At 57.2% G+C, this 20151-nt stretch carries 10 protein-coding genes; all 10 read left to right on the forward strand.

From position 1 onward, the window contains the following. Positions 1-390: 390 nt before the first annotated feature. A complete protein-coding gene (locus C2E25_RS08230) occupies positions 391-6444 on the forward strand; it encodes a right-handed parallel beta-helix repeat-containing protein (RefSeq protein ID WP_158247192.1) in 6054 nt (2017 codons plus the stop codon). A gap of 61 nt (positions 6445-6505) precedes the next feature. Next, positions 6506-7789, forward strand: coding sequence for a multicopper oxidase domain-containing protein (locus C2E25_RS08235; RefSeq protein ID WP_103115280.1), 1284 nt, complete (start codon positions 6506-6508; stop codon positions 7787-7789). A gap of 27 nt (positions 7790-7816) precedes the next feature. Continuing rightward, positions 7817-9142: a multicopper oxidase domain-containing protein gene (locus tag C2E25_RS08240; RefSeq protein ID WP_103115281.1), complete on the forward strand. Its 1326-nt coding sequence runs from the start codon at positions 7817-7819 to the stop codon at positions 9140-9142. Positions 9143-9159: 17 nt separating this feature from the next. Then, complete coding sequence (locus C2E25_RS08245; RefSeq protein WP_103115282.1) at positions 9160-11361, forward strand: hypothetical protein; 2202 nt, start codon at positions 9160-9162, stop codon at positions 11359-11361. Positions 11362-11525: 164 nt separating this feature from the next. Further along, positions 11526-12572: a glycosyltransferase family 4 protein gene (locus C2E25_RS08250; RefSeq protein WP_103115283.1), complete on the forward strand. Its 1047-nt coding sequence runs from the start codon at positions 11526-11528 to the stop codon at positions 12570-12572. A gap of 348 nt (positions 12573-12920) precedes the next feature. Next, on the forward strand, positions 12921-14096 hold the full coding sequence (locus tag C2E25_RS08255; RefSeq protein WP_158247193.1) for a capsule assembly Wzi family protein: 1176 nt from the start codon (positions 12921-12923) through the stop codon (positions 14094-14096). A 209-nt stretch (positions 14097-14305) separates the two neighbouring features. Next, positions 14306-16819, forward strand: coding sequence for an SLBB domain-containing protein (locus C2E25_RS08260; protein ID WP_103115285.1), 2514 nt, complete (start codon positions 14306-14308; stop codon positions 16817-16819). Then, positions 16819-17790, forward strand: a complete 972-nt coding sequence (locus tag C2E25_RS08265; protein WP_103115286.1) for a Wzz/FepE/Etk N-terminal domain-containing protein — start codon at positions 16819-16821, stop codon at positions 17788-17790. The genes C2E25_RS08260 and C2E25_RS08265 overlap by 1 nt, the downstream gene beginning before the upstream one ends. A 164-nt stretch (positions 17791-17954) precedes the next feature. Then, a complete protein-coding gene (locus C2E25_RS08270) occupies positions 17955-19289 on the forward strand; it encodes a lipopolysaccharide biosynthesis protein (RefSeq protein ID WP_103115287.1) in 1335 nt (444 codons plus the stop codon). Then, positions 19286-20146: a sulfotransferase family protein gene (locus C2E25_RS08275; protein ID WP_158247194.1), complete on the forward strand. Its 861-nt coding sequence runs from the start codon at positions 19286-19288 to the stop codon at positions 20144-20146. Before C2E25_RS08270 ends, C2E25_RS08275 begins: the two co-directional genes overlap by 4 nt. Positions 20147-20151 lie beyond the last annotated feature (5 nt).

Here is a 20151-nt window from a genome sequence, read left to right on the forward strand (position 1 = left end):
CTGGTCCTCTCTTTGCGCATGTTAGCAAAAAATAACAGGAAAAAAACTTGACCTTTTTGGTTTTCAATTTAGAGTTTTTCTACCCCAAGTGGGCATTTGCACAGTTTCGAACCGGGGTGAAGCACTTCCGGAACTGTCGATTGGCTCTCATGAGACAGGGTTATCCTCTCAAGCATGAACTGATCTTTTCAGCTATGGCAGGACCAGCGGGCGACAGGTTTTCGATATCTCCCTCAACGCGGATTTTGTCGCGATTTTTTTGGTTTCAAGCTCTCAATATCGAGCCATCCCGGAACAAACAACAGCTTGATGGCCAAACAGCTTAACGCGTCTCAGGCAAGGAGGCAGCATATGTGGACATTGGGGATGCAGCAATTTTTCAGACGTGCAGTGAGTACGAGAACTCTGGTCATCACGGCCGCACTTCTTGGCCTGGCGGCACTTCAGGCGGGGGCCTTCACCCTCAACGTGGTTGACGGCAACGGAACCCCCATCACCACCCCGTTCCGCTACCTGGTCGAAGTGGACAATACCTTCGATACAGATCCGACGGTGGATAAGGTTACGCCCACAGCGAATCAGGCCTCCTTTGCCATCCACAACAGCTATGCGCCGCTGGCCATGCTGCAGAATACCGATCCGGCCCAGCCGGCCCAGGGGATGGCAACCGGTCCGGTTGCCATCGATGTGGATCCGGCCAAACGCTACTATGTTTCGGTCATGCCGAACTCGGGATATGCTCTGAGCGGCACCCAGGTGCCGGCGAATGCCGGCAGCGTGACGGTGGTGGTCAACCAGATGCCTCTGCCGACCGCCCAGATTTCGGTCTTCGTGTTTCGTGACCACTGGCCGATCAACAATGCTCCGGACAACCTCCAGCAGGAACCCGGTATCGGCGGAGCTTCGGTGGTGATCAGCGATGCCTGGGGCGGTCCCCTGTGGACGGATGCCTTCGGTAATCCGCTCGGCACCACCTACCAGTTCGATGCCGTGACCGGCGCACCGACGCTCGATACCGCCGGCAACCCGATCGTGGTCGCCTATGGCACCGGCACGGTTACGACCCTGACCGAGGCCGACTACTGCAAGGCCCAGGGGTTTGCCGTCGACTCCACCCCGGTGCCCGAACGACAGAGCATCTGCGATACCAACACACCAGTTACGGCTGATCCGAGTCTCAACCCGTGGAACCTTATGCCCGGCGAAGCGCTGATCAAGTACCTGCGTCCCGGCAAGTACGGGGTTATCGTCTACCCGCCGCATGACGGCAAGGCGTACATCCTGACTTCGACCATCGAGGGGACGCCGACGGTTGACGCCTGGGTGATGGCCGATGAACCGCGTTTCTTCATCGAGCAGTTCGGTGCCGCCTCTCCCTGGCACATGTTTTATGGTTTTGTCGTTCCGGCGGAGCTGCCGTGGAATATCACTGATACCAATGATCCGCATTATGTCGATCGCACGACCGCAACCGGTGTTATTCGCGGGCAGAACCGTTTCAATCACTACGCCGCTCCGCCGAACAACATGACATTTGACATCGGTCCGCCGGTTGCCGACTGCTGGGTCGGTATTAACGACGGTATCACCGGACAGGGTCTCTACGCGGCGCCCTGCGACGCAACCAGCAACTTTGCTATCAACAATGTTCCCGACAACAGCTACCAGCTGGTGACCTGGGACAAGCCGCTCGACGCCCTGTTCGGTTTTCATCCGGTGCAGGTTCCCGACCCGGTCAACGGATCACGTGACATCAACCGCACCTGGATGTCGAACCGCTGGTTCGGCACCCTGGTCGGCAACGTCTTCAAGGATGATGGTGGAAGCAACCCGGCCAAGGCGCACAACGGTTTCCGCGATCCCGGCGAAGTCGGCATCATGAGCCAGGCGGTCAACATCCGTTTCCGTGACGGCACCATTTACCAGGCGACAGTGACCGATCCGGAGGGGGATTATTCCCTCCCCGAGGTTTTCCCGTTCTTCAAGTGGCTGGTCACCGAGATTGATTTCCTGCGCTACAAGGCGACCGGCATGACCACGGCCGTTGACAAAGGCGGGACGATTCCGGCTGCCAGCGGGTGGACGATCCCATCCTTTGACCAGTTGGCGCCGCAGAGCCAGGCGACCGTCAATTCCAACACCGGCAACAACCTTTCCCGTACCGAGACCGGTCCGGTGCTGCTCCAGGCGATGCAGCTCTACCTCAACCAGACCAACGTCATCGACTGGGGCAAGGATCTCTACGGACCGGGCCCGGATGGCCAGTATGGTACTCCTGACGATGAGAACGGCGGCATTGCCGGCATCGTCCATTACGCCGTAACCCGTGCCGAGGATGACCCCCGTATCGCTGTTGCCGAAATCTGGGAACCGGGAATTCCGGATGTCCAGGTTGCTCTCTATGACGACAGTAACGGCGACCAGGTTATCGATTGTTTCGACGCCGCGGGCGCCATTGACCCGACCTGCGCGCTGGGCGGCGGCCAACCCCGGCCGGCTGATGTCGACAACTACCCCTTCAACTGGAACCCCATGGTCGCTCCGGGACCGACTTACACCAGGGGGCCGGAGGATGTGGACCGCAACAACAACGGCACCTTCGATTTCGGTGACGCCGTTCAGATCGTCTATACCGACAGCTGGAACGACAACAAGCCGACCGGCTGCATCCACCAGAGCCTGCCGGTGGTGCATGGATCGACGGTTGCCGAATGCTATGACGGCTATGGGACCTGGAACCAGGTGCGTCCCGGCGTTTTCGACGGCGGTTACGCCTTCTTCGACCATTATGAACGCAGCCTGGGGGCCGGTTTCGGCACGGATACTCCCATTCCTCTCACCTCGGGTACCTATATTGTCGAGGCAGCCACCCCGCCCGGCTATGAGTTGCTCAAGGAAGAAAACAAGAATGTTGATTTCGGCGAGCAGTACATTCCCAGTATCAAGATTCTTCCCCCGGTCTGCGTCGGTGACCCGCACACGGTTCCGACTTATCTGACATTCAACTCAGATGGAACGACGGCTCTCCCAGGAGTTGACTCGGCCGACCTGATTGCCGCTCCTTATGCCGGCACGACACGGCCGCTCTGTGATCGCAAACAGGTGGCGGTTGTCTCTTCGGTGAACGCCGCGGCCAACTTCTTCCTTTTGACCGAGGTGCCCAAGGCGGCCCGCGGCGTCGGCTTCATCAACAACGATGTGGCACCTGAATTCAATGCCGCCAGTCCCGCCTTCGGTGAGAAAATGTCGCCATCCTGGCTGCCGGTCTCGTTGCGGGACTGGGCCGGGCATGAAGTGGCTCATACCTACAGTGATGAATTCGGCACCTATGAGTTCCTCGCGCCGGGAACCTATTCCGTTGACCAGGCATCGCCCTCAGGGGTGACCCTGTCGATGCTCAACATCATCCTCAATGACCCCCTGATGCAGGATCCGGCCAACCCGACCGGACCGCGCATCAGTGACCCGCACTTCGATCCGAACTACGCGATTACCCCCTGGGTGTTCCAGTTTGAACCGGGGCGCACCAGCTACATCGACTCGCCGATCGTCCCAACCGCGGCCTTTGTCGGCTATCCGAGCACCTCGCTCGATGTCAATCCGGCCGATGGTGTTCCGGTGATCGATGCGGTGTCCAGCAACAATGGGCCGGGAGCGCTGGCCTGTGCGATCGGCGATACCCTGACCATCACCTCTGCCGGTCCGACGCAGGTACCCAATCCTGATTATGATCCGGCCGTCTCCGGCAGCTCGGCGGTCATCACCCGTGATTTCGGTTTCGGAGCAACCCAGGGCGGCGTAACCCTCAATGGGGTAGCGCTGACCGTTACCAGCTGGAGCGATTCGACAATCACGGCAACGATCCCGAGCGATCTTACGCCGGGCGGGCCTCTTTACGTGACCCGTGGTGATAACGGCAACAAGAACCGGCTGGCCGTATCGGTTGTTTTCGGCGGCTGCACCGCCGGCAAAGACATCTTCGTCACCGAAACCGGCAGTGCTACTCCTGACGGCAGTTCGGCCAATCCCTTCGGCTCCATCCAGGCGGCCATTGATGATGCCAATACCGTTGCCGGCGATCGGATCCTGGTTGCGGCCGGCACCTACAACGAGAACGTGATTCTTTACAAAGAGGTGACTCTTCAGGGCTCGGGTCGGGGGACCATCATCAATGGCCGGCCCTCCTCGCAGGCGATTATTCAGAACTGGCGGGACAAACTGACCGGCCTCGGCGGAAACGTCAATGCCGCCAACGAGGTACCGGTTATCCTGGTGATGGGCAATGCCACCGGTAACGCTTTTGTCGCCGGCGGTGATCATGCCAAGGTGGATGGTTTCTACCTGACAGGGTCGACGGTCGGTGGCGGCCTTTACATTATCGACGGCGGTTCCCAGGTTGAAATCAGCAACAATGAGATCACCGGCAACCAGGGCCAGTACGGCGGAGGTATTACCGTCGGCGTCCCGCAGCAGGTCAAGAACAACCCGGACGTCTTTATCCATGACAACCTGGTGTTGAAGAATTCCGGTGTCAATGGCGGCGGCGGTATCAGTCTCTACTCCGGTTCCACCAACTACCTTGTCGCCAACAACCTGGTCGAGGGCAACTTCAGTCGCTGGTTCGGCGCCGGTATCAGCCACATCGGTACCAGTGGTGGCGGCAGGATCCAGGACAATATCATCGCCCTCAACGAGGTCTTCTACTTCGCTCCCGGCGGTGGTGACGGTGGCGGCATCTTTGTCGGCAACGAGACCGGCGGCACCGGCAGCGGGTCGGTGGTTATCAATGCCAACCTGATCCAGAGCAACATGTCAGGGGCCGGTTACGGTGGCGGAATCCGCATTTCCGGGCTCAATACAGCGGCGGATCTCGGTGCTACCGCCAAGATTTACAACAACATGATCGTCAACAATGTTGCCGCCATGGGCGGCGGCGGGATTTCGCTGCAGGATGCGATCAACGTTGATATCAGTAACAACACCATCGCCAACAATGACAGCACGGCAACCGCTCTGGCAGCCTTCCCCACCGGCAACCTGGATCCCTCCACGCCGATGCCGGCGGGGATTCAGGCCAATGTTCACAGTGGCGCCCTGGCGACTGCTGCCGGAACGGCGATTCCCAACCCGACACTGGTCAACAATATCATCTATCAGAACCGGGCCTATCACCACCAGGGGATCAATGTCGGCGGCGCAGCCATCACCCTGGATGGCGTCTGGGACCTCGGCATCACCGGCGAGGCGGTTCCGGGAACCAGCGCCCTCAACCCGACCCGTTCGCTGTTGACCAGTTCCACCGGTTTCAACGGTGAAGACTATAGCGCCGGTGGCAATATCATCGGCGACCCGCAGTTCGTACTCTCCTACCAGAACACCCTGCAGAGCGCGGCAACCCTCGATGAGGGCGGCAACAATATTTCAGTAAGGTTTGCCGAGCTGAATATCGGGCTGGGTGATTATCACATCACGCTGACTTCTCCTGCCGTTGATGCGGGGCAGACGGTAACGCCGACTGAGTTGTCTTTTGATTATGACGGCGATGTCAGACCGACCGGTCCGGCCGAGGATCTCGGAGCGGATGAGAACTCCAGCTTCAGGGTTGTTTCACCGAATGGTGGGGAAGTGTTGGCCGCGGGAAGTGTTGTCACCGTGAGTTGGACCCCTCTGGCTACCGCGGCGAGCTACCTGCTGCGTTACTCGACCGACGGTGGCACGACCTGGGTCTGGCTGCAGAATAACGTCGTCGGGACCAGCTACAACTGGACGATTCCCAACGTGGCGACCAGTCAGGCGCTGTTTCGGGTGAACGCGAAAGACGGGACCGGAGCGTTTATCGGTAATGACTTCTCCGATGCCACCTTCACGATCAGGCAGGCGCCGCTGGTGGTCTATCCCAACGGTGGCGAGACCCTGACAGCCGGCAGCCAGGTGACATTGAGCTGGCAGGCGGTGGATGCTGCCGTGGACTACCTGGTGCGCTATTCCACCGACAACGGAGTTACCTGGACTTTCCTCCAAAATGTAACAGGCACCAGTTTCAATTGGGTGGTTCCCAATGTGGCGACCAGCCAGGCCTTGATACGTGTCAACGCCCGGGATGTTGCAGGGAATTTCATCGGCAATGACTTCTCCGATGCCACCTTCACGATCAGGCAGGCGCCGCTGGTGGTCTATCCCAACGGTGGCGAGACTCTGATCGCCGGCAGCCAGGTGACATTGAGCTGGCAGGCGGTGGATGCCGCGGCGAGTTACCTGCTGCGCTATTCGACCGACGGCGGCACGACCTGGCTCTGGGTGCAGGATAACGTCGTCGGGACCAGCTACAACTGGACGGTTCCCAGCGTGACGACCAGCCAGGCGCTGTTCCGGGTGAACGCGAAAGACGGGACCGGAGCATTCATCGGCAATGACTTCTCCGATGCCACCTTCACGATTCAATAACCCTGACTAAGGCAGAGCCCTGCCGGGGATAACCCGGCAGGGCAATTGAAAGGAGTTCCAGATGAGTTGCAAACGATTTCTGACAGTCCTGCCGCTGATCGCCCTCCTGCTCCTGGTCGGGGTGGGGTCTTCACAGGCGGTTTATCGCCAGCAGTGTCCGCCCGATACCGACGGGGTCGATACTGACGGTGACGGCATTGTTGACAATGACAATATCTGCGTCCAGATCGGCGGCGGTGATGGCTATGCCGTCATGGGTGATGGACGACATCTCTATACCTTCGGATTTTCGGCTTTCGGTGGCCCCTACACCCCGGGTGATGTCGTCAGCGGCACCGCACCTGATCCGGCCGATGCCGGCAACATGTGGAGTGACGCGACCAATCCCGGGCTGGTTCTGGGGGCCAATTTCCCGGCGCCGACCATGCACTTCAGGCAGGGGCAGAAGGTCTTTCTCACCCTGCACAATGTCGGCATGCTGATTCGTCCCGACCTGTTCGACCCGCATACGGTTCATTATCACGGGTTCCCGAACGTGGCGTCTGTTTTTGACGGCCTGCCCGATTCGGCAATTGCCATCAATATGGGGTCGAGCATGACCTACTTCTACAACCTCGTCGAGCCCGGCACCTACATGTACCATTGCCATGTCGAGGCGACCGAACACATGCAGATGGGGATGCTCGGCAACTTCTACGTCGATCCGATCCAGGACAACGGGCCCCCGATTACCGTGAACGGGAAGACGTACAACAAGTTCGCCTACAACGATATCGACGGGGAGACCAGTTACGATGTGATGATGCCCCTGCAGATTCACTCGTTCGATCCGGTTTTTCACACCGAGGATGAAACCGTTCAGCCTCTGTCCTTTTCCACCATGCGTGATGTCTACCCGATGTTCAACGGACGGGGATACCCGGATACGGTCAATGAACTCACTCCGGCCGCCAATCCGGGCGACCCCGACCTGATCCTGAACAAGGAAGGTCACTTTGCCCAAGGGATGCCGTCACTGATCAAGGCGACTTCCGGAGACAGGGTGCTGCTCCGCTTGTCCAGCCTGTCAACCACCGAGCATTTCACCGTTATTTCTCCCAGTATTCCGATGAAGGTGGTCGGCAACGGGGCTCAGATCATGCGCACCAACGGTGACCCGACCGGGACCGACCTCTTCTACATGACCAATTCCATCCGTCTGGGCGGCGGTGAGGCGACGGACGTCATTCTTGACACCACCGGGGTGGCGCCAGGGACCTACTTCGTCTACTCCCGCAACCTCGAACAGCTCAGCAACAACCAGGAAGATTTCGGCGGCATGATGACCGAAATCATCATTCAGTGATAACAGACTGCCCGATTGGAGGATGTGATGCATAGACCAACAAGAACAAACTGGAGCAGGCTGCTGCTGGTGGCGGGTTTGTTGCTGCTGTGGGTTGCCGGCACGGCCCAGGCCAAGGTGACGGGAATTTCAGGAACCTTTTTCGATTTTACCGCCAAGACTGACCATATCAGTACCGGCGAGGGGAACAGCCTGCTTATTTACGGCTACAGCATTGCCGGCAGTCGCGCCCAGTATCCCGGGCCGACCCTGATCGTCAACCAGGGAGATACCATAACGATCCGCCTGACCAACAACCTGCCGGTGTCGACTTCGATCATTTTCCCCGGGCATAAAGCGGTCGCTTCCGGGGGAACGGCGGGTATCCTGACCCGGGAGGCTGCTCCCGGCGGGGTTGTGACCTATTCCTTTGTCGCCGATCAGCCCGGAACCTATCTCTATCAAAGCGGTACCAATCCGGCCCTGCAGATGAACATGGGGCTGGTCGGGGCGATTATCGTCCGGCCGACAGGGTTTGATCCGGCGGCACCGACCGCCTATGGAGACGCTTCAACGGCCTATGATTACGAAGTGCTTTTCCTGCAGACCGACATGGATTCAACCTACAACGAGCTGGTCGAGTTCGGTCGCAGCGCGGAAATCAACCTCAACGATTTCCATGCCACCTACTGGTTCCTCAACGGCCGCAACGGTCCTGACACACTGCTTCCCGACAATGTCAGCTGGCTGCCGACTCAGCCCTACAACTGTCTGCCGCGGATTCATCCCGGAGACAAGATCCTGATCCGCTGGGTCGGGGCGAGTCGCGATGCCCATCCACTGCATACTCACGGCAACAATTTCAGACTGATTGCCAAAGATGGCCGGCTGTTGTCGAGCGGCTCCGGCAACGGTGCCGACCTGGCGGTCTCCGACTACACCCAGACCGTCAACCCCGGAGAAACCTACGAGGGGATCTTCACCTGGACCGGCGCCGCGATGGACTGGGACATGTACGGTCATACCGCGGCGGACAACATCACCCTGACCGATCTCGTCAATAATGAAACCGGTGCCGCCGGTCCTGACGGGTTCGACGACAACACCTATGAGTATGTCGCCGACCATGAAAAGCCGATGCCGGTGACCCTGCCGGGTATTCAGGAGCTGACCTTCAGCCCCTTCTACAGCGGCAGCCCCTACCTCGGCGGCGGCGCTTTCCTGCCGCCCGGAGAGGGCGGATTCAACCAGCATGGCGGCTATTACTACATGTGGCATTCGCACAATGAGAAAGAGCTGACCAACAACAATATCTTCCCTGGCGGGATGCTCACCTTCATGATCGTTGAGCCGCCCGGCGTGGCCATTCAGTAGGAAAGGGGGAACACGGTATGAAACAATCCAAGAGGAACAAGGTGTTCAGCCTCATTCTTGCCACGCTGCTGTTCAGCATCTGCTGGGCGGGGACCGCGCTGGGGCTCACTCTCAACCTGGTCGCCGAGCAGGCGACCGTCACCATGGCCGATGGCAATACCATCACCATGTGGGGTCTGCGCGACACGGCGGATGCGACCCATGTGGCGGGGGACTGGAAAATCCCGGTGTTCAATATCACCCTGCCGGATACGTTGACCATCAACCTGACCAACAACCTTCCCGCCGATACGGCCAGCCTGGTCAAGCCGACCTCGCTGATGATCCCCGGCCTGCGGGAGGACGCCATGTCGCCGGTCTGGACCGACGGCAGCAGCGGGGCCCGCACCAGCGTCTCGCAGCGGGTCCGTTCCCTCAACCGGGAAGCGGGCAACGGCGGCGGCAGCCAGACTTACACCTGGAGCAGCCTGCGTCCCGGCACCTTCATCATCCAGAGCGCCACCCACCAGGCCCTGCAGGTGCAGATGGGCCTCTACGCGGTACTGGTTGTTCATCCGGCGACCGCCGGCCAGGCCTATGTACCGACGGCCACGGTACCGGCCGCGGAGGTGACCTATACCACTGAGCATGTCCTCGTTTTCAGTGAGGTCGACAAGGCGCTGCACGACGCGGTGTCTGCTGACGACTATGGCCCCGGCAAGCTCTATACCAGCACCATGAACTACCACCCGTCCTATTATCTGATCAACGGTCAGCCCGTTGCGCTCGGCGCCCAGCAGATCCCCATCGGCTCCAATACCGACGATATTCTGCTGCGCCTGGTCAACACCGGCTACCAGACCAAGATTCCGACCTTCCAGGGACAGGATATCCGGTTGCTGGGGCAGGATGGGTTCCTCGCCCCCTACACCCACATGCAGTATTCGGTGGAATTGACTCCCGGCAAGACCAAGGATGTCATTCTCAGCAAGCCGAATACTCCGGTCGTCAAGTTCTATGATTCGCGGATGTCGATTTCGGCAACCGGGGCGGCCGGTGGCGGATTGCTGGCGGATCTGCTGGTCAGTTTCGCCAATATGACCATCATCTCTCCCAATGGCGGCGAAAGCCTGCTGGGTGGGGCGGACACGACCATCCAGTGGACGGCGAAGACAGGTGCAGCCAGTTATCTGTTGCGGTATTCGCTGGACAATGGCGTAAACTGGTCGTGGATCCAAAACGGGGTGACCGGAACCAGTTATACCTGGACAGTTCCCAACCAACCCAGTTCTCAGGCGCTGGTCCGCGTTAATGCCAAGGATTCTGCCGGAAACTTCTTTGCCAACGATTTCTCAGATGCTCCCTTTACCATTGTCGGCGCACCGCAGGTTCTTTCTCCCAATGGCGGCGAGACTCTCAATGGCGGCTCGATTGTCACAATCAGCTGGCAGGCGCATCCCGGAGCGGCCAGTTACCTGTTGCGTTACTCGACGGATAATGGCGGCACGTGGCAGTGGCTGCGCAACAATGTCACGGGAACCAGTTTTGACTGGCGGGTGCCGAATGTTGACAGCGGCCTGGCTCTGATAAGAGTGAATGCCAAAAATACGGCAGGCAATTTCATCGGCAATGATTTTTCCGATGCAACCTTTACCATCGTGCAGACCCCCAGGGTGTTGGTTCCCAATGGGGGGGAAACCGTCTTCGGCGGCACCCAGGAAACCGTCCAGTGGGAGGCTGTCGCCGCGGCCAGCAGTTATGATGTCAGCCTGTCGACAGATGGAGGAGCAACCTGGTCGTCTATTGTGACCGGAGTGACCGGTACATCATCCTCCGTGACGGTTCCCAATAACGGGACTGCCGCAGCACTGGTCAAAGTCGAGGCCAGGGATGCGGGGGGAACTCTCCTCAGTAGCGACCAGTCGGATGGCCCGTTCACTATCAGGCAGGTTGCCAGGATCCTGGCCCCCAATGGTGGGGAAACCCTGACGGCCGGAACGACAACAACCATTACCTGGGAGGCGTTGCCCAATGCCAGCAGTTACCTGCTCCGTTATTCCACTGACGGTGGTTCGACCTGGCAATGGCTGCGCAATGGAGTCACCGGCACCAGTTTTACCTGGACGGTTCCTGCCGCGGCCACTGTCCAGGGGCTGGTTCGGGTCAATGCCAGGGATTTCGCCGGAAGCTTTATCAGTAACGACTGGTCCGACAACCCCTTCACAATTGTTGTTCCCTGACGGCACAAACATATCCGAATAGATAAGGTCTGCGGAGCCTCGGTCTGAAAAGACCGGGACTCCGCAGACCGCCGATGCTTTTTTTTCTTCCCCCCTGTTGATACTCGGGGGATAAGTGTTATTTTTCTACCGTTGTGCAGTTTTTCCGGGAGGATTGTTTTTTGATGTTGTTTTCTTTTTTTATAGCAGTCATCGCCAGTACTCTTTTGACCCCCTGCCTTATACGATGGGCTCATTCCCGAGGGATTCTGGATCAGCCCGGGGGGCGTAAAAAGCATTCGACCGGGGTTCCCCGGTTGGGTGGTATCGCGATTTTCCTGGGGGCTTCACTGGGGATCCTGTGTGTCGGTACTCTCTCCAGGGAGATGGTGGCAATTTTGGCAGGTGGATTCCTGATCTGGCTGACCGGCGTGATCGATGACGGGATGGAAATTCGTCCGGCGGTCAAGCTGATGGGGCAGATTCTGGGTGTTTCCGTCGCCGTTTTCTGGGGAGGAATTCATATTGCCAACCTTGGAAATCTTTTCGGTGGCGGGGATGTTCTCCTTTCTGCTGATTGCGGCAGGGTTTTTACGGTATTTGCCATTGTCGGAGTCATCAATGCTGTCAATATGCTGGATGGCCTGGATGCCCTGGCTGCCGGCTTCGGTCTGATTGCCCTGTTTGCCTTCCTGGTCCTGGGGATAGGGTGCGGGAATGAGACGGTTGTGATTTATTGTCTTGCCGTTGGCGGGGGGGTGGTTGGATTTATTCGCTACAATATTCATCCCGCGAAGATTTTTATGGGAGACAGCGGGTCGCTTTTCCTGGGTTATTCTCTGGGGATCATTGCTGTTGTTCTGAGCCAGGGGTGTGGAGGAAAACCGATTCAACCAATTTTGCCTCTGATTATTCTCGGAGTTCCCATTATTGATACTCTTGTTGTCATGTTTCGACGGATTGCAAAGGGTAAAAATCCCCTCTCTCCGGACCGTACGCACCTGCATTATATTTTTCAGGATTTTGGCATTCCTCACCCCCTGACCGTTGTTGTTATCTGTCTGATTGCCTTTTTCTGGTGCGGGGTTGCTCTTCTCTGTGCTACTCTTCTCTCGCCTTTTCCGCAACATGTATTGTTCTTCTGTTTTTTGTCGGTGTGTATTGTTTCGTACCTGTGCATTGGTTGGGTCCGTAGTAAATCAACTCTTTTGTGGGACAGAATGCAGGGTTGACCTGTTCGTCTTTCCCGCGTCTTCTGCTGCTGGCGAGGTTTGATGTTTGGCTGGCGTTTATTGCTTTTTTTTTGTGGGGGTTTCTTTTTTTCATCTTCTCTGCTGGCCGCGCCCTGGCAACCTCCCGGTGACCTTCTGGCTCGGCATGACCTGCAACTGCTGTCGGATGAAGGTGCCACCAACGCTCCGTTAAATTCCTGGCCGGTTTCTCTGGCAGATTTCACCTCTGTCCGGAATGCCGAGATTAAAACGAACGTGCCCTGGGTCGACAGTGCGGCGATGCGTCTACGTCAGCAGTTTCGGAAGGTTCGTCGTCCCGGTATAACTACCCGGGAAAGCTTCTTTTCCGTGGCAGACAACCCCCTTGTTTTTCGATCTTTTCAGGCGACACCACGGGAGCGGGTCGAGGCCGGCAGCGCAATTGAATGGTTGGGGAAAAGATTTGCCGCGCGGCTTGAGGTAAAGGCCCTGGATGATCCCGCGGACGGGAATGCCGTACGTTTTGACGGTTCCTACATCGCGGCAACATTCGGCAACTGGATCTTTTCATTCGGTGCCCAGGATCGCTGGTGGGGGCCCGGTTGGGACGGCAGCCTGATATTGTCCACCAGTGCCAGGCCCGTTCCCGGATTCAGCTTCCAGCGCAAGCAGTCTGTGCCCTTCTCGTGGCCGATTCTGAACTGGCTCGGACCCTGGAAACTGGAAGGGTTTGCGGGGCGCCTGGAAAACAGCAGGTTTGTCTCCCATGCCAAGTTGCTGGGGGCCCGGTTCAGCTTCCGTCCGAATCGGGACCTGGAGATCGGTTTGTCGAGAACGGCGCAATGGGGTGGAGAGGGGCGTCCGGAAGATCTTGACTCGCTGATCGATCTCATCCTCGGCAGGGACAATCGAAACAACGACGGTATAACCCTTTCCAATGAACCTGGAAATCAGCTTGCCGGTATTGACTGGCGCTGGCGGCCCCCCCTTTTTCGGTCCTGCAACTACGCGATCTATGGACAGATCGTCGGTGAAGACGAAGCCGGCGGTTTTCCGTCAAGACCGATGGGGCTCGGCGGCCTTGAACATTGGGGCGGGGCGTTTGCGGGCAGTTACCGGGTTTACCTCGAAGTCGCCGATACCAGTCTTGATTTCTATCGCTCGTCAGTGCGATACAATAAGGCCTACGAACACTTCATTTATAAAACGGGCTATCGTTACAAGGGCCGTCCGCTCGGACATACCATGGACAACGACGGACAGTCCGCGTCCCTGGGATGGTTCTGGTCCGGTCCTGCCGGGATTGCCTGGGGAGGGCACCTGCTTTACGCCCGGTTGAATCGCGACGGCGAGGATGTTCTTCCGCCGGGCGGGAACCTGATTTCCCCGGGCCGCAAGAACGAGTTGCGCCGGATTCTGTTTTTTCATCAACGTCAGCTTGGTCGCGGGAAACTTTTTTTACAGGCGGGAGCAGCATTTTGGGATTCGGATCAGGGGGATGATACGGATCTGATTCTGGGAGTGTCGTGGAATCTTTCATTATGAGCACAACAGTACCTGAATCAGTGAGCTCCTTGTCGGCGGACAGCACAAGTCATTGACCTGCCTGAGTTTCCCAAAAATCGCCAGCGAACCTATGGGTGCGCTTCAGATTTTTGGAAATCTCATTCAGGCCAAGCACTTGCACTCTCCATCCAACAGAAACTCACTGATTCAGGCAGTAGCGAGGGATCAAATTGAACAGGTACTCAGTTATGCGTAGATACTATGGGCTGCTGATCGCGGGCCTGTTGTTGTTGATTTCATTTCCACCGGACGGGACGAATGCCCAGGCAGCGGCATTGACCGCAAATGCCGATATCGGGCAGTTGCTGCAGCAGGTTTCGCCGCAGGAACGGGAAAAATTACTGCAATCGATTCCGGCGAACGGTTCCGGCACCATTGCGGAAAAGCCGTTGGAACAACCGCAGGTTGTCAAACCTCTGCCATCGTCGGAGGGAAAGTCGAGTGCCGGTTCAGCAAAACCGCCGTCCAGGATAGAAGCGCGGATGAACCTTTCCCTGGGCAGCGAGGGGCTTGGCATGTCGTCGCAGCCCCGCTCCCTGAAAGGTTCCCTGCGCCAGTTCGGATACGACCTGTTCGCCGGGGTGCCGAGCACCTTTGCGCCGGTGACCGAGATTCCCATCCCGACCGATTATGTCCTCGGTCCCGGGGACCAGGTCCAGGTTCAATTGTATGGAAATCTCAACGAGAACTACACCTTTACGGTTGATCGGGATGGCGCGATCAACCTGCCGAAACTCGGCCCGCTGCAGGTTGCGGGGCAGAAGTTCGCGGCGGTCCGCAAACTGTTGTCCAGCCGGGTGGAGACGGAACTGGTCGGTGTCAAGGCCAACGTGTCCCTCGGCGAGTTGCGGTCCATGCGGATTTTTGTTCTCGGCAATGTTCGCCGTCCCGGTTCCTACGTTGTCAGTTCCCTGACCACCATGACCAACGCGCTGTTTGTTTCCGGGGGGATAAAACCGATCGGCAGTCTTCGTGATATTCAGTTGAAACGTAGAGGAAAGCTGATCAATCGTCTCGACCTTTACGATCTGCTGCAGAAGGGTGATACCTCCGGGGATGTCCGGATGCTGCCCGGTGATGTCCTCTTCGTCCCCCACATCGGTCCGACAGTCGGGGTTGCCGGAGAGGTCCGGAGGCCGGCTATATACGAGTTGAAAGGGGCTGCGACGGTTGCTGACGCATTGCAGCTGGCGGAAGGACTGCTGCCGACGGCACAAAAAAATGCCGGACAGATTGTCCATATCAACTCCAGTGGCCTGCGGACGCTTCAGGATGTGAGTTTTGAAGCCCAAAAGGATCTCGACGCGAAACTGAAAGATGGTGACCTGATCCGGGTCTATCCTATCACCGATCACCTTGAGAACCTGGTTGTGCTGAACGGTCACGTCCGACATCCGGGCTCCTATCAGTGGCATGAAGGGATGCGGATCACCGACCTGTTGCCGGGATTCGATGCTTTTCTTCCGGATCCGGATCTTGATTATGTGCTGGTCCGTCGTGAAACGCGGCCCAACAGGCGGATCGAGGTCTTCTCCGTTGATCTCGCCGCAGCGCTGGCTGATTCTTCGTGCGCGGACAACGTCCTGCTGCAGCCGCGGGATCAAGTTCTTGTTTTCGGCATGTTAACTGATCGTCAGGCCGCCATTGCCCCGCTCATAGACACTCTGCGGCAACAGGCCCGCAGCGGCACCCCGGAAAAAGTGGTCTCCATCCTCGGTCATGTCGCGTTTCCGGGGAGTTACCCCCTTGAGGCCGCGATGTCGGTCGGTGATCTTGTTCGCGCCGCCGGGGGGTTGCGCCAGGAAGCCTACCGCATGGAAGCCGAATTGACGCGAACCACGGTACAGGATGGTGGCCGCAAGGTTGTCACCATTGTTGTTCCACTGGCCGGTGCCGGCGGAGGCGACTTCAGTCTTCAGCCCTTCGACCAGGTGCAGGTGCGACCGGTTCCCGACTGGACGGAAAAGGAGACCGTGACCATCAAGGGAGAGGTTCGTTTCCCCGGGGTGTATACCATCAAACCCGATGAGTCCCTGCGGTCATTTATTGAAAGAGCCGGTGGGCTTACCGAGCGGGCGTATATTCCCGGCACCGTTTTTTCCCGGGCCGACCTGCGCACCAAGGAGGCCGAAGAGCTGAAAAAGATGCGGTCCCGGCTTAAATCCGACCTGGCCTCGATGACCCTGGAACAGGCCCGGGACGACGCCAAAAGCGCCGAGGCGATAACCCAGGCGCAACAGTTGCTGGCTGAACTGCAGGCGGCGCAGCCGATCGGCCGCATGGTTATCAACCTGCGGGATGTGCTGGACGGCAAACAGCAGGTTCTGCTGCGGGACGGCGACGTTCTCGTGATTCCGCGGGTTCCACAGGAGGTGACGGTTCTGGGCGAGGTGCAGTCGGGGACATCCCACCTGTGGCGTCCTGATTTAAGTCGGGACGACTATATTGATCTCTCGGGGGGACTGACTGCCAAGGCTGACGATAATCGTATTTACGTGGTCAGGGCCAACGGGGCGGTGATCGCTTCGGAGCCGACCCACTGGTTCGGCAGTCGTGAACAGACGGTGCAGCCGGGTGATACGGTTGTTGTTCCGGTTGACCTGCAGAAGATGCAGCCCCTCAGCTTCTGGCAGACAGTGGCCGACATTACCTACAAGCTTGCCCTGACCGCGGCCGCGGGCAAGGCGGTCGGGGTGTTCTGATGACGGGAAAAGAGACGGCAAAAAATTGTGAAGTGAAGGAGTCGCAGGCTGTGCCCTGCCAGGCGGAATCTTCCCGGCCCGTGGTCGAGGCGGTTGATGAAATCGACCTGTTCGCATTGGGGCAGGTCATCTGGCGCGGGCGGAACGTCCTGATCTGCTGGTTTCTCCTGTTCGCCATGGTTTCTGCCGGTGTCAGCCTGATGCTTCCCGATATTTTCCGCGCGGAAATTCTTCTGGCCCCCGCCCAGCAGGATGAAAAAAGCAATTTGCCCGGCGCCGTCGGTTCATTAAGCGGTCTGGCGAGCCTGGCGGGGATATCGATCGGCGGGAAGAGTACCGATGAGGCCATCGCGATCCTGAAGAGCAGGGAGTTTCTCTGGGATTTTGTCAAGCGGCACAAACTGTTGCCGAAGCTGTTTCCCGATGATTGGGATCAAACGAAAAAGAGCTGGCGAGATCCGGATCCCGAGAATCAACCCGATCTGTGGGATGCCTATCGCCTGCTGGTGGACGATGAGGTCATCAAGGTGGGATCCGATAAGGATTCAGACCTGGTCAGGTTGCAGATCAACTGGTCCGATCCTGAACTGGCAGCCCGCTGGGCCAACATGCTGGTGAAGGATCTTAACGATTATCTCCGGCAGCGGGAAATTCTTTCCAGCCAGAAGAATCTTAAATACCTGCAGGATGAACTGCAGCGGGTCGTCACCGTCGAACAACGGCAGGCCCTGTTTTCCCTTATCTCCCAGGAACAGCAAAAGGCGATGCTGGCCAATACCCAGGAGGAGTTTGTCTTTCGGGTTCTGGACAAGGCCTCACCTCCGGATGAAAAGGCCAGGCCGAAGCGGGCCCTGATTGTCATCATCGCATCGCTGCTGGGAGGTTTTTTCGGATTGCTGTTTCTTTTCGTCCGGGAAGGCGTGAGGCAGCGGTTGGAATTGAATCGGAGCAACAGGGCCGGCGCCAGGTGAGGCTGTGAGTTAATGGCGTTGACCCTTTGCCGCGAGCTCCCCTGTTAAAAACTGTTACCGTACGTTCCCTCTTCCCGGTGATTTCGATTCTCTTTGTTACGACGCGGTGTTGAGTTCTTCCACCCCCCAGCCCAGTGCCTCCGGGGAGAGGCGCGAAACCTTCGATGATCAATGACATCAGAAAAAAAACAAGCAGGCTGTGGGCCGACCAGCATATGCGGGAGGTTCTTCGCGGATCTGCCGTAGCCCTGGTCCTGAGAGTTGCGGGAGTCGGACTTGCTTTTGGGTTCAACATTGCCATCGCCCGGCTGCTTGGAGCTGAAGGTGCCGGTCTCTATTTTCTGGCTCTTTCCATCAGTACCATTGGCTCTGTCGTCGGCCGGGTTGGCCTGGATAATGCCTTGCTGCGGTTTGTCGCGACTCATTCGGCAACGGATGACTGGGCGAAGGTCAAGGGGGTTTACGCTCTCGGGATTCGCATTGCCATTCTGGGTTTGGGTTTTCTGTCTTTGCTGGGGTTCTGGTTTGCTCCCTGGCTGGCAGCGATGTTGTTCGATAAACCGGATTTAGGTGATCCTCTGCGCTGGATGTGTCTGACGATACTTCCGTTCGGCCTGCTCAACCTGCAGGCGGAAAGCCTGAAGGGGGTGAAATGGATTCGTGACGCCATGCTGGTGCAGGGGGTCGGGGTTCCCTTTCTCGGCTTGCTGACAATCTGGCCGCTGGCACGGTTCTCAGGTGTTACCGGGGCGGTTTGGGCCTACCTTCTGGCAGTCGTCTTGACCGCGATGCTGGGACAGTGGGCGTGGACAAGAGCTGTTGTCGCAAGGGATGTTCCCGCAAGCCCCTATTCTTTCGCCGTGCTTTGGAAAAGCTGCAAGCCCCTCCTGGTAACTTCCGTGATGAACCGTGCAATACTTCCATGGGCCCCTTTGTTTCTCCTCGGTTTATGGGCTCCAAGCGCAGAGGTGGGAATCTTCGGTGCGGCAAATCGAGTTGCCATGCTGGTGAGCTTTATGCTGGTGACGGTCAACAATATTCTTGCACCGAAATTTGCTGAATTATATGCCCGGGGGGATCTGGAGGCACTTGGGACAACTGCCCGCAGGTCTGCTCTGATCATTACCCTGGTATCATGCCCGGTTTTTGCGGTGTTGATTTTGGGCGGACATTGGGTCATGGGTTTTTTTGGCGATGATTTCGGTCGCGGGGCGGTCGTGCTGGCAATATTGGCCCTGGGACAGCTGGTTAATACATTGACCGGATCGGTCGGGTTTATATTGATAAGTACAGGACACGAAATAGACTTGCGGAACATCTCTATTGCGTCAGGGGTTGCCCAGGTTGTGGCTTGCCTGGTGCTGAATCCGTTTATGGGGATGTACGGTGCGGCATTGGCTACGGCCGTGGCTATCGCCGGGAATAACCTGGTGGCATCCTACCTGGTCTGGAGACGTCTCGGAATCATTGTCAGCCCCTTGGCAAGGAGGATACGGTGAGGGTTCAGGATCACAGGTATCTTATTATCGGCGGTGCCCCTAAAGCGGGTACGACGTCATTGTATAAATGGTTGGCGAACCATCCCGATGTGTGTGCGTCTTCTTTGAAAGAAACGCGCTTTTTCCTGGATGAAGGATATCCTCTCCCTTCAGCAAAGAGGTTTGACGGACAAAACCTCGATTCCTATGACGGCTTTTTTACCCATTGTCGAAATGAGGGCGATAAATTGCGGGTTGAAGCAACTCCAGATTATCTTTATTCAAAGAATGCCCTCCAAATTGCAGAATTATTGCCGAAGGCGAAAATTGTTTTTATCCTTCGAGATCCTGTCGATCGTGTTGTCTCCTGGTATAAATATGCAAGACAGAGAGGGTTTGTCTCTCCAGGGATGAGTTTTGAGCAATATGTCAGGTATCAGGTTGATAATCCTGTAACTCCTGAAACGCCAGTTTACATGAGAGCTCTGGAGCAAAGTCGTTATGAGAAGTATCTTGAAGGGTTTAAGTCTGCATTCGTTGATAGATTATTGGTTGTAGATTTTCTAACTTTAAAAAATAATCCGCAACATGTAATGAGTGAAATTCTCTTGTTTGCGAATATTAGTCCATACGAATATTTAAAAGATGAACTGAAAGCCGAAAACGTTAGCAAAAACAAATCAGAGACAGTTATTGGTAAATTATATTCTTCACTAAGGACGAGACTTACTTATTTATATTATGACTATCCTTTGGTTTATGGCGTATTGAAGCCAGTGAACGGTATATTGAAGAGGGTATTGCCAATATATAGAGATGACAAATACAGCATTGATGTTACTGACGATGTTAGGAGATCTATAGTAGATTATGTATGATTCAT

It is taken from the genome of Geothermobacter hydrogeniphilus, assembly GCF_002898515.1.
Classification (GTDB): Bacteria; Desulfobacterota; Desulfuromonadia; order Desulfuromonadales; family Geothermobacteraceae; genus Geothermobacter_A.

Coding starts and splice junctions, on each gene's coding strand:
- C2E25_RS08235 (WP_103115280.1), top strand. CDS start 6,506: ATGAGTTGCAAACGATTTCTGACAGTCCTGCCGCTGATCGCCCTCCTG.
- C2E25_RS08240 (WP_103115281.1), top strand. CDS start 7,817: ATGCATAGACCAACAAGAACAAACTGGAGCAGGCTGCTGCTGGTGGCG.
- C2E25_RS08245 (WP_103115282.1), top strand. CDS start 9,160: ATGAAACAATCCAAGAGGAACAAGGTGTTCAGCCTCATTCTTGCCACG.
- C2E25_RS08250 (WP_103115283.1), top strand. CDS start 11,526: ATGTTGTTTTCTTTTTTTATAGCAGTCATCGCCAGTACTCTTTTGACC.
- C2E25_RS08260 (WP_103115285.1), top strand. CDS start 14,306: ATGCGTAGATACTATGGGCTGCTGATCGCGGGCCTGTTGTTGTTGATT.
- C2E25_RS08265 (WP_103115286.1), top strand. CDS start 16,819: ATGACGGGAAAAGAGACGGCAAAAAATTGTGAAGTGAAGGAGTCGCAG.
- C2E25_RS08270 (WP_103115287.1), top strand. CDS start 17,955: ATGATCAATGACATCAGAAAAAAAACAAGCAGGCTGTGGGCCGACCAG.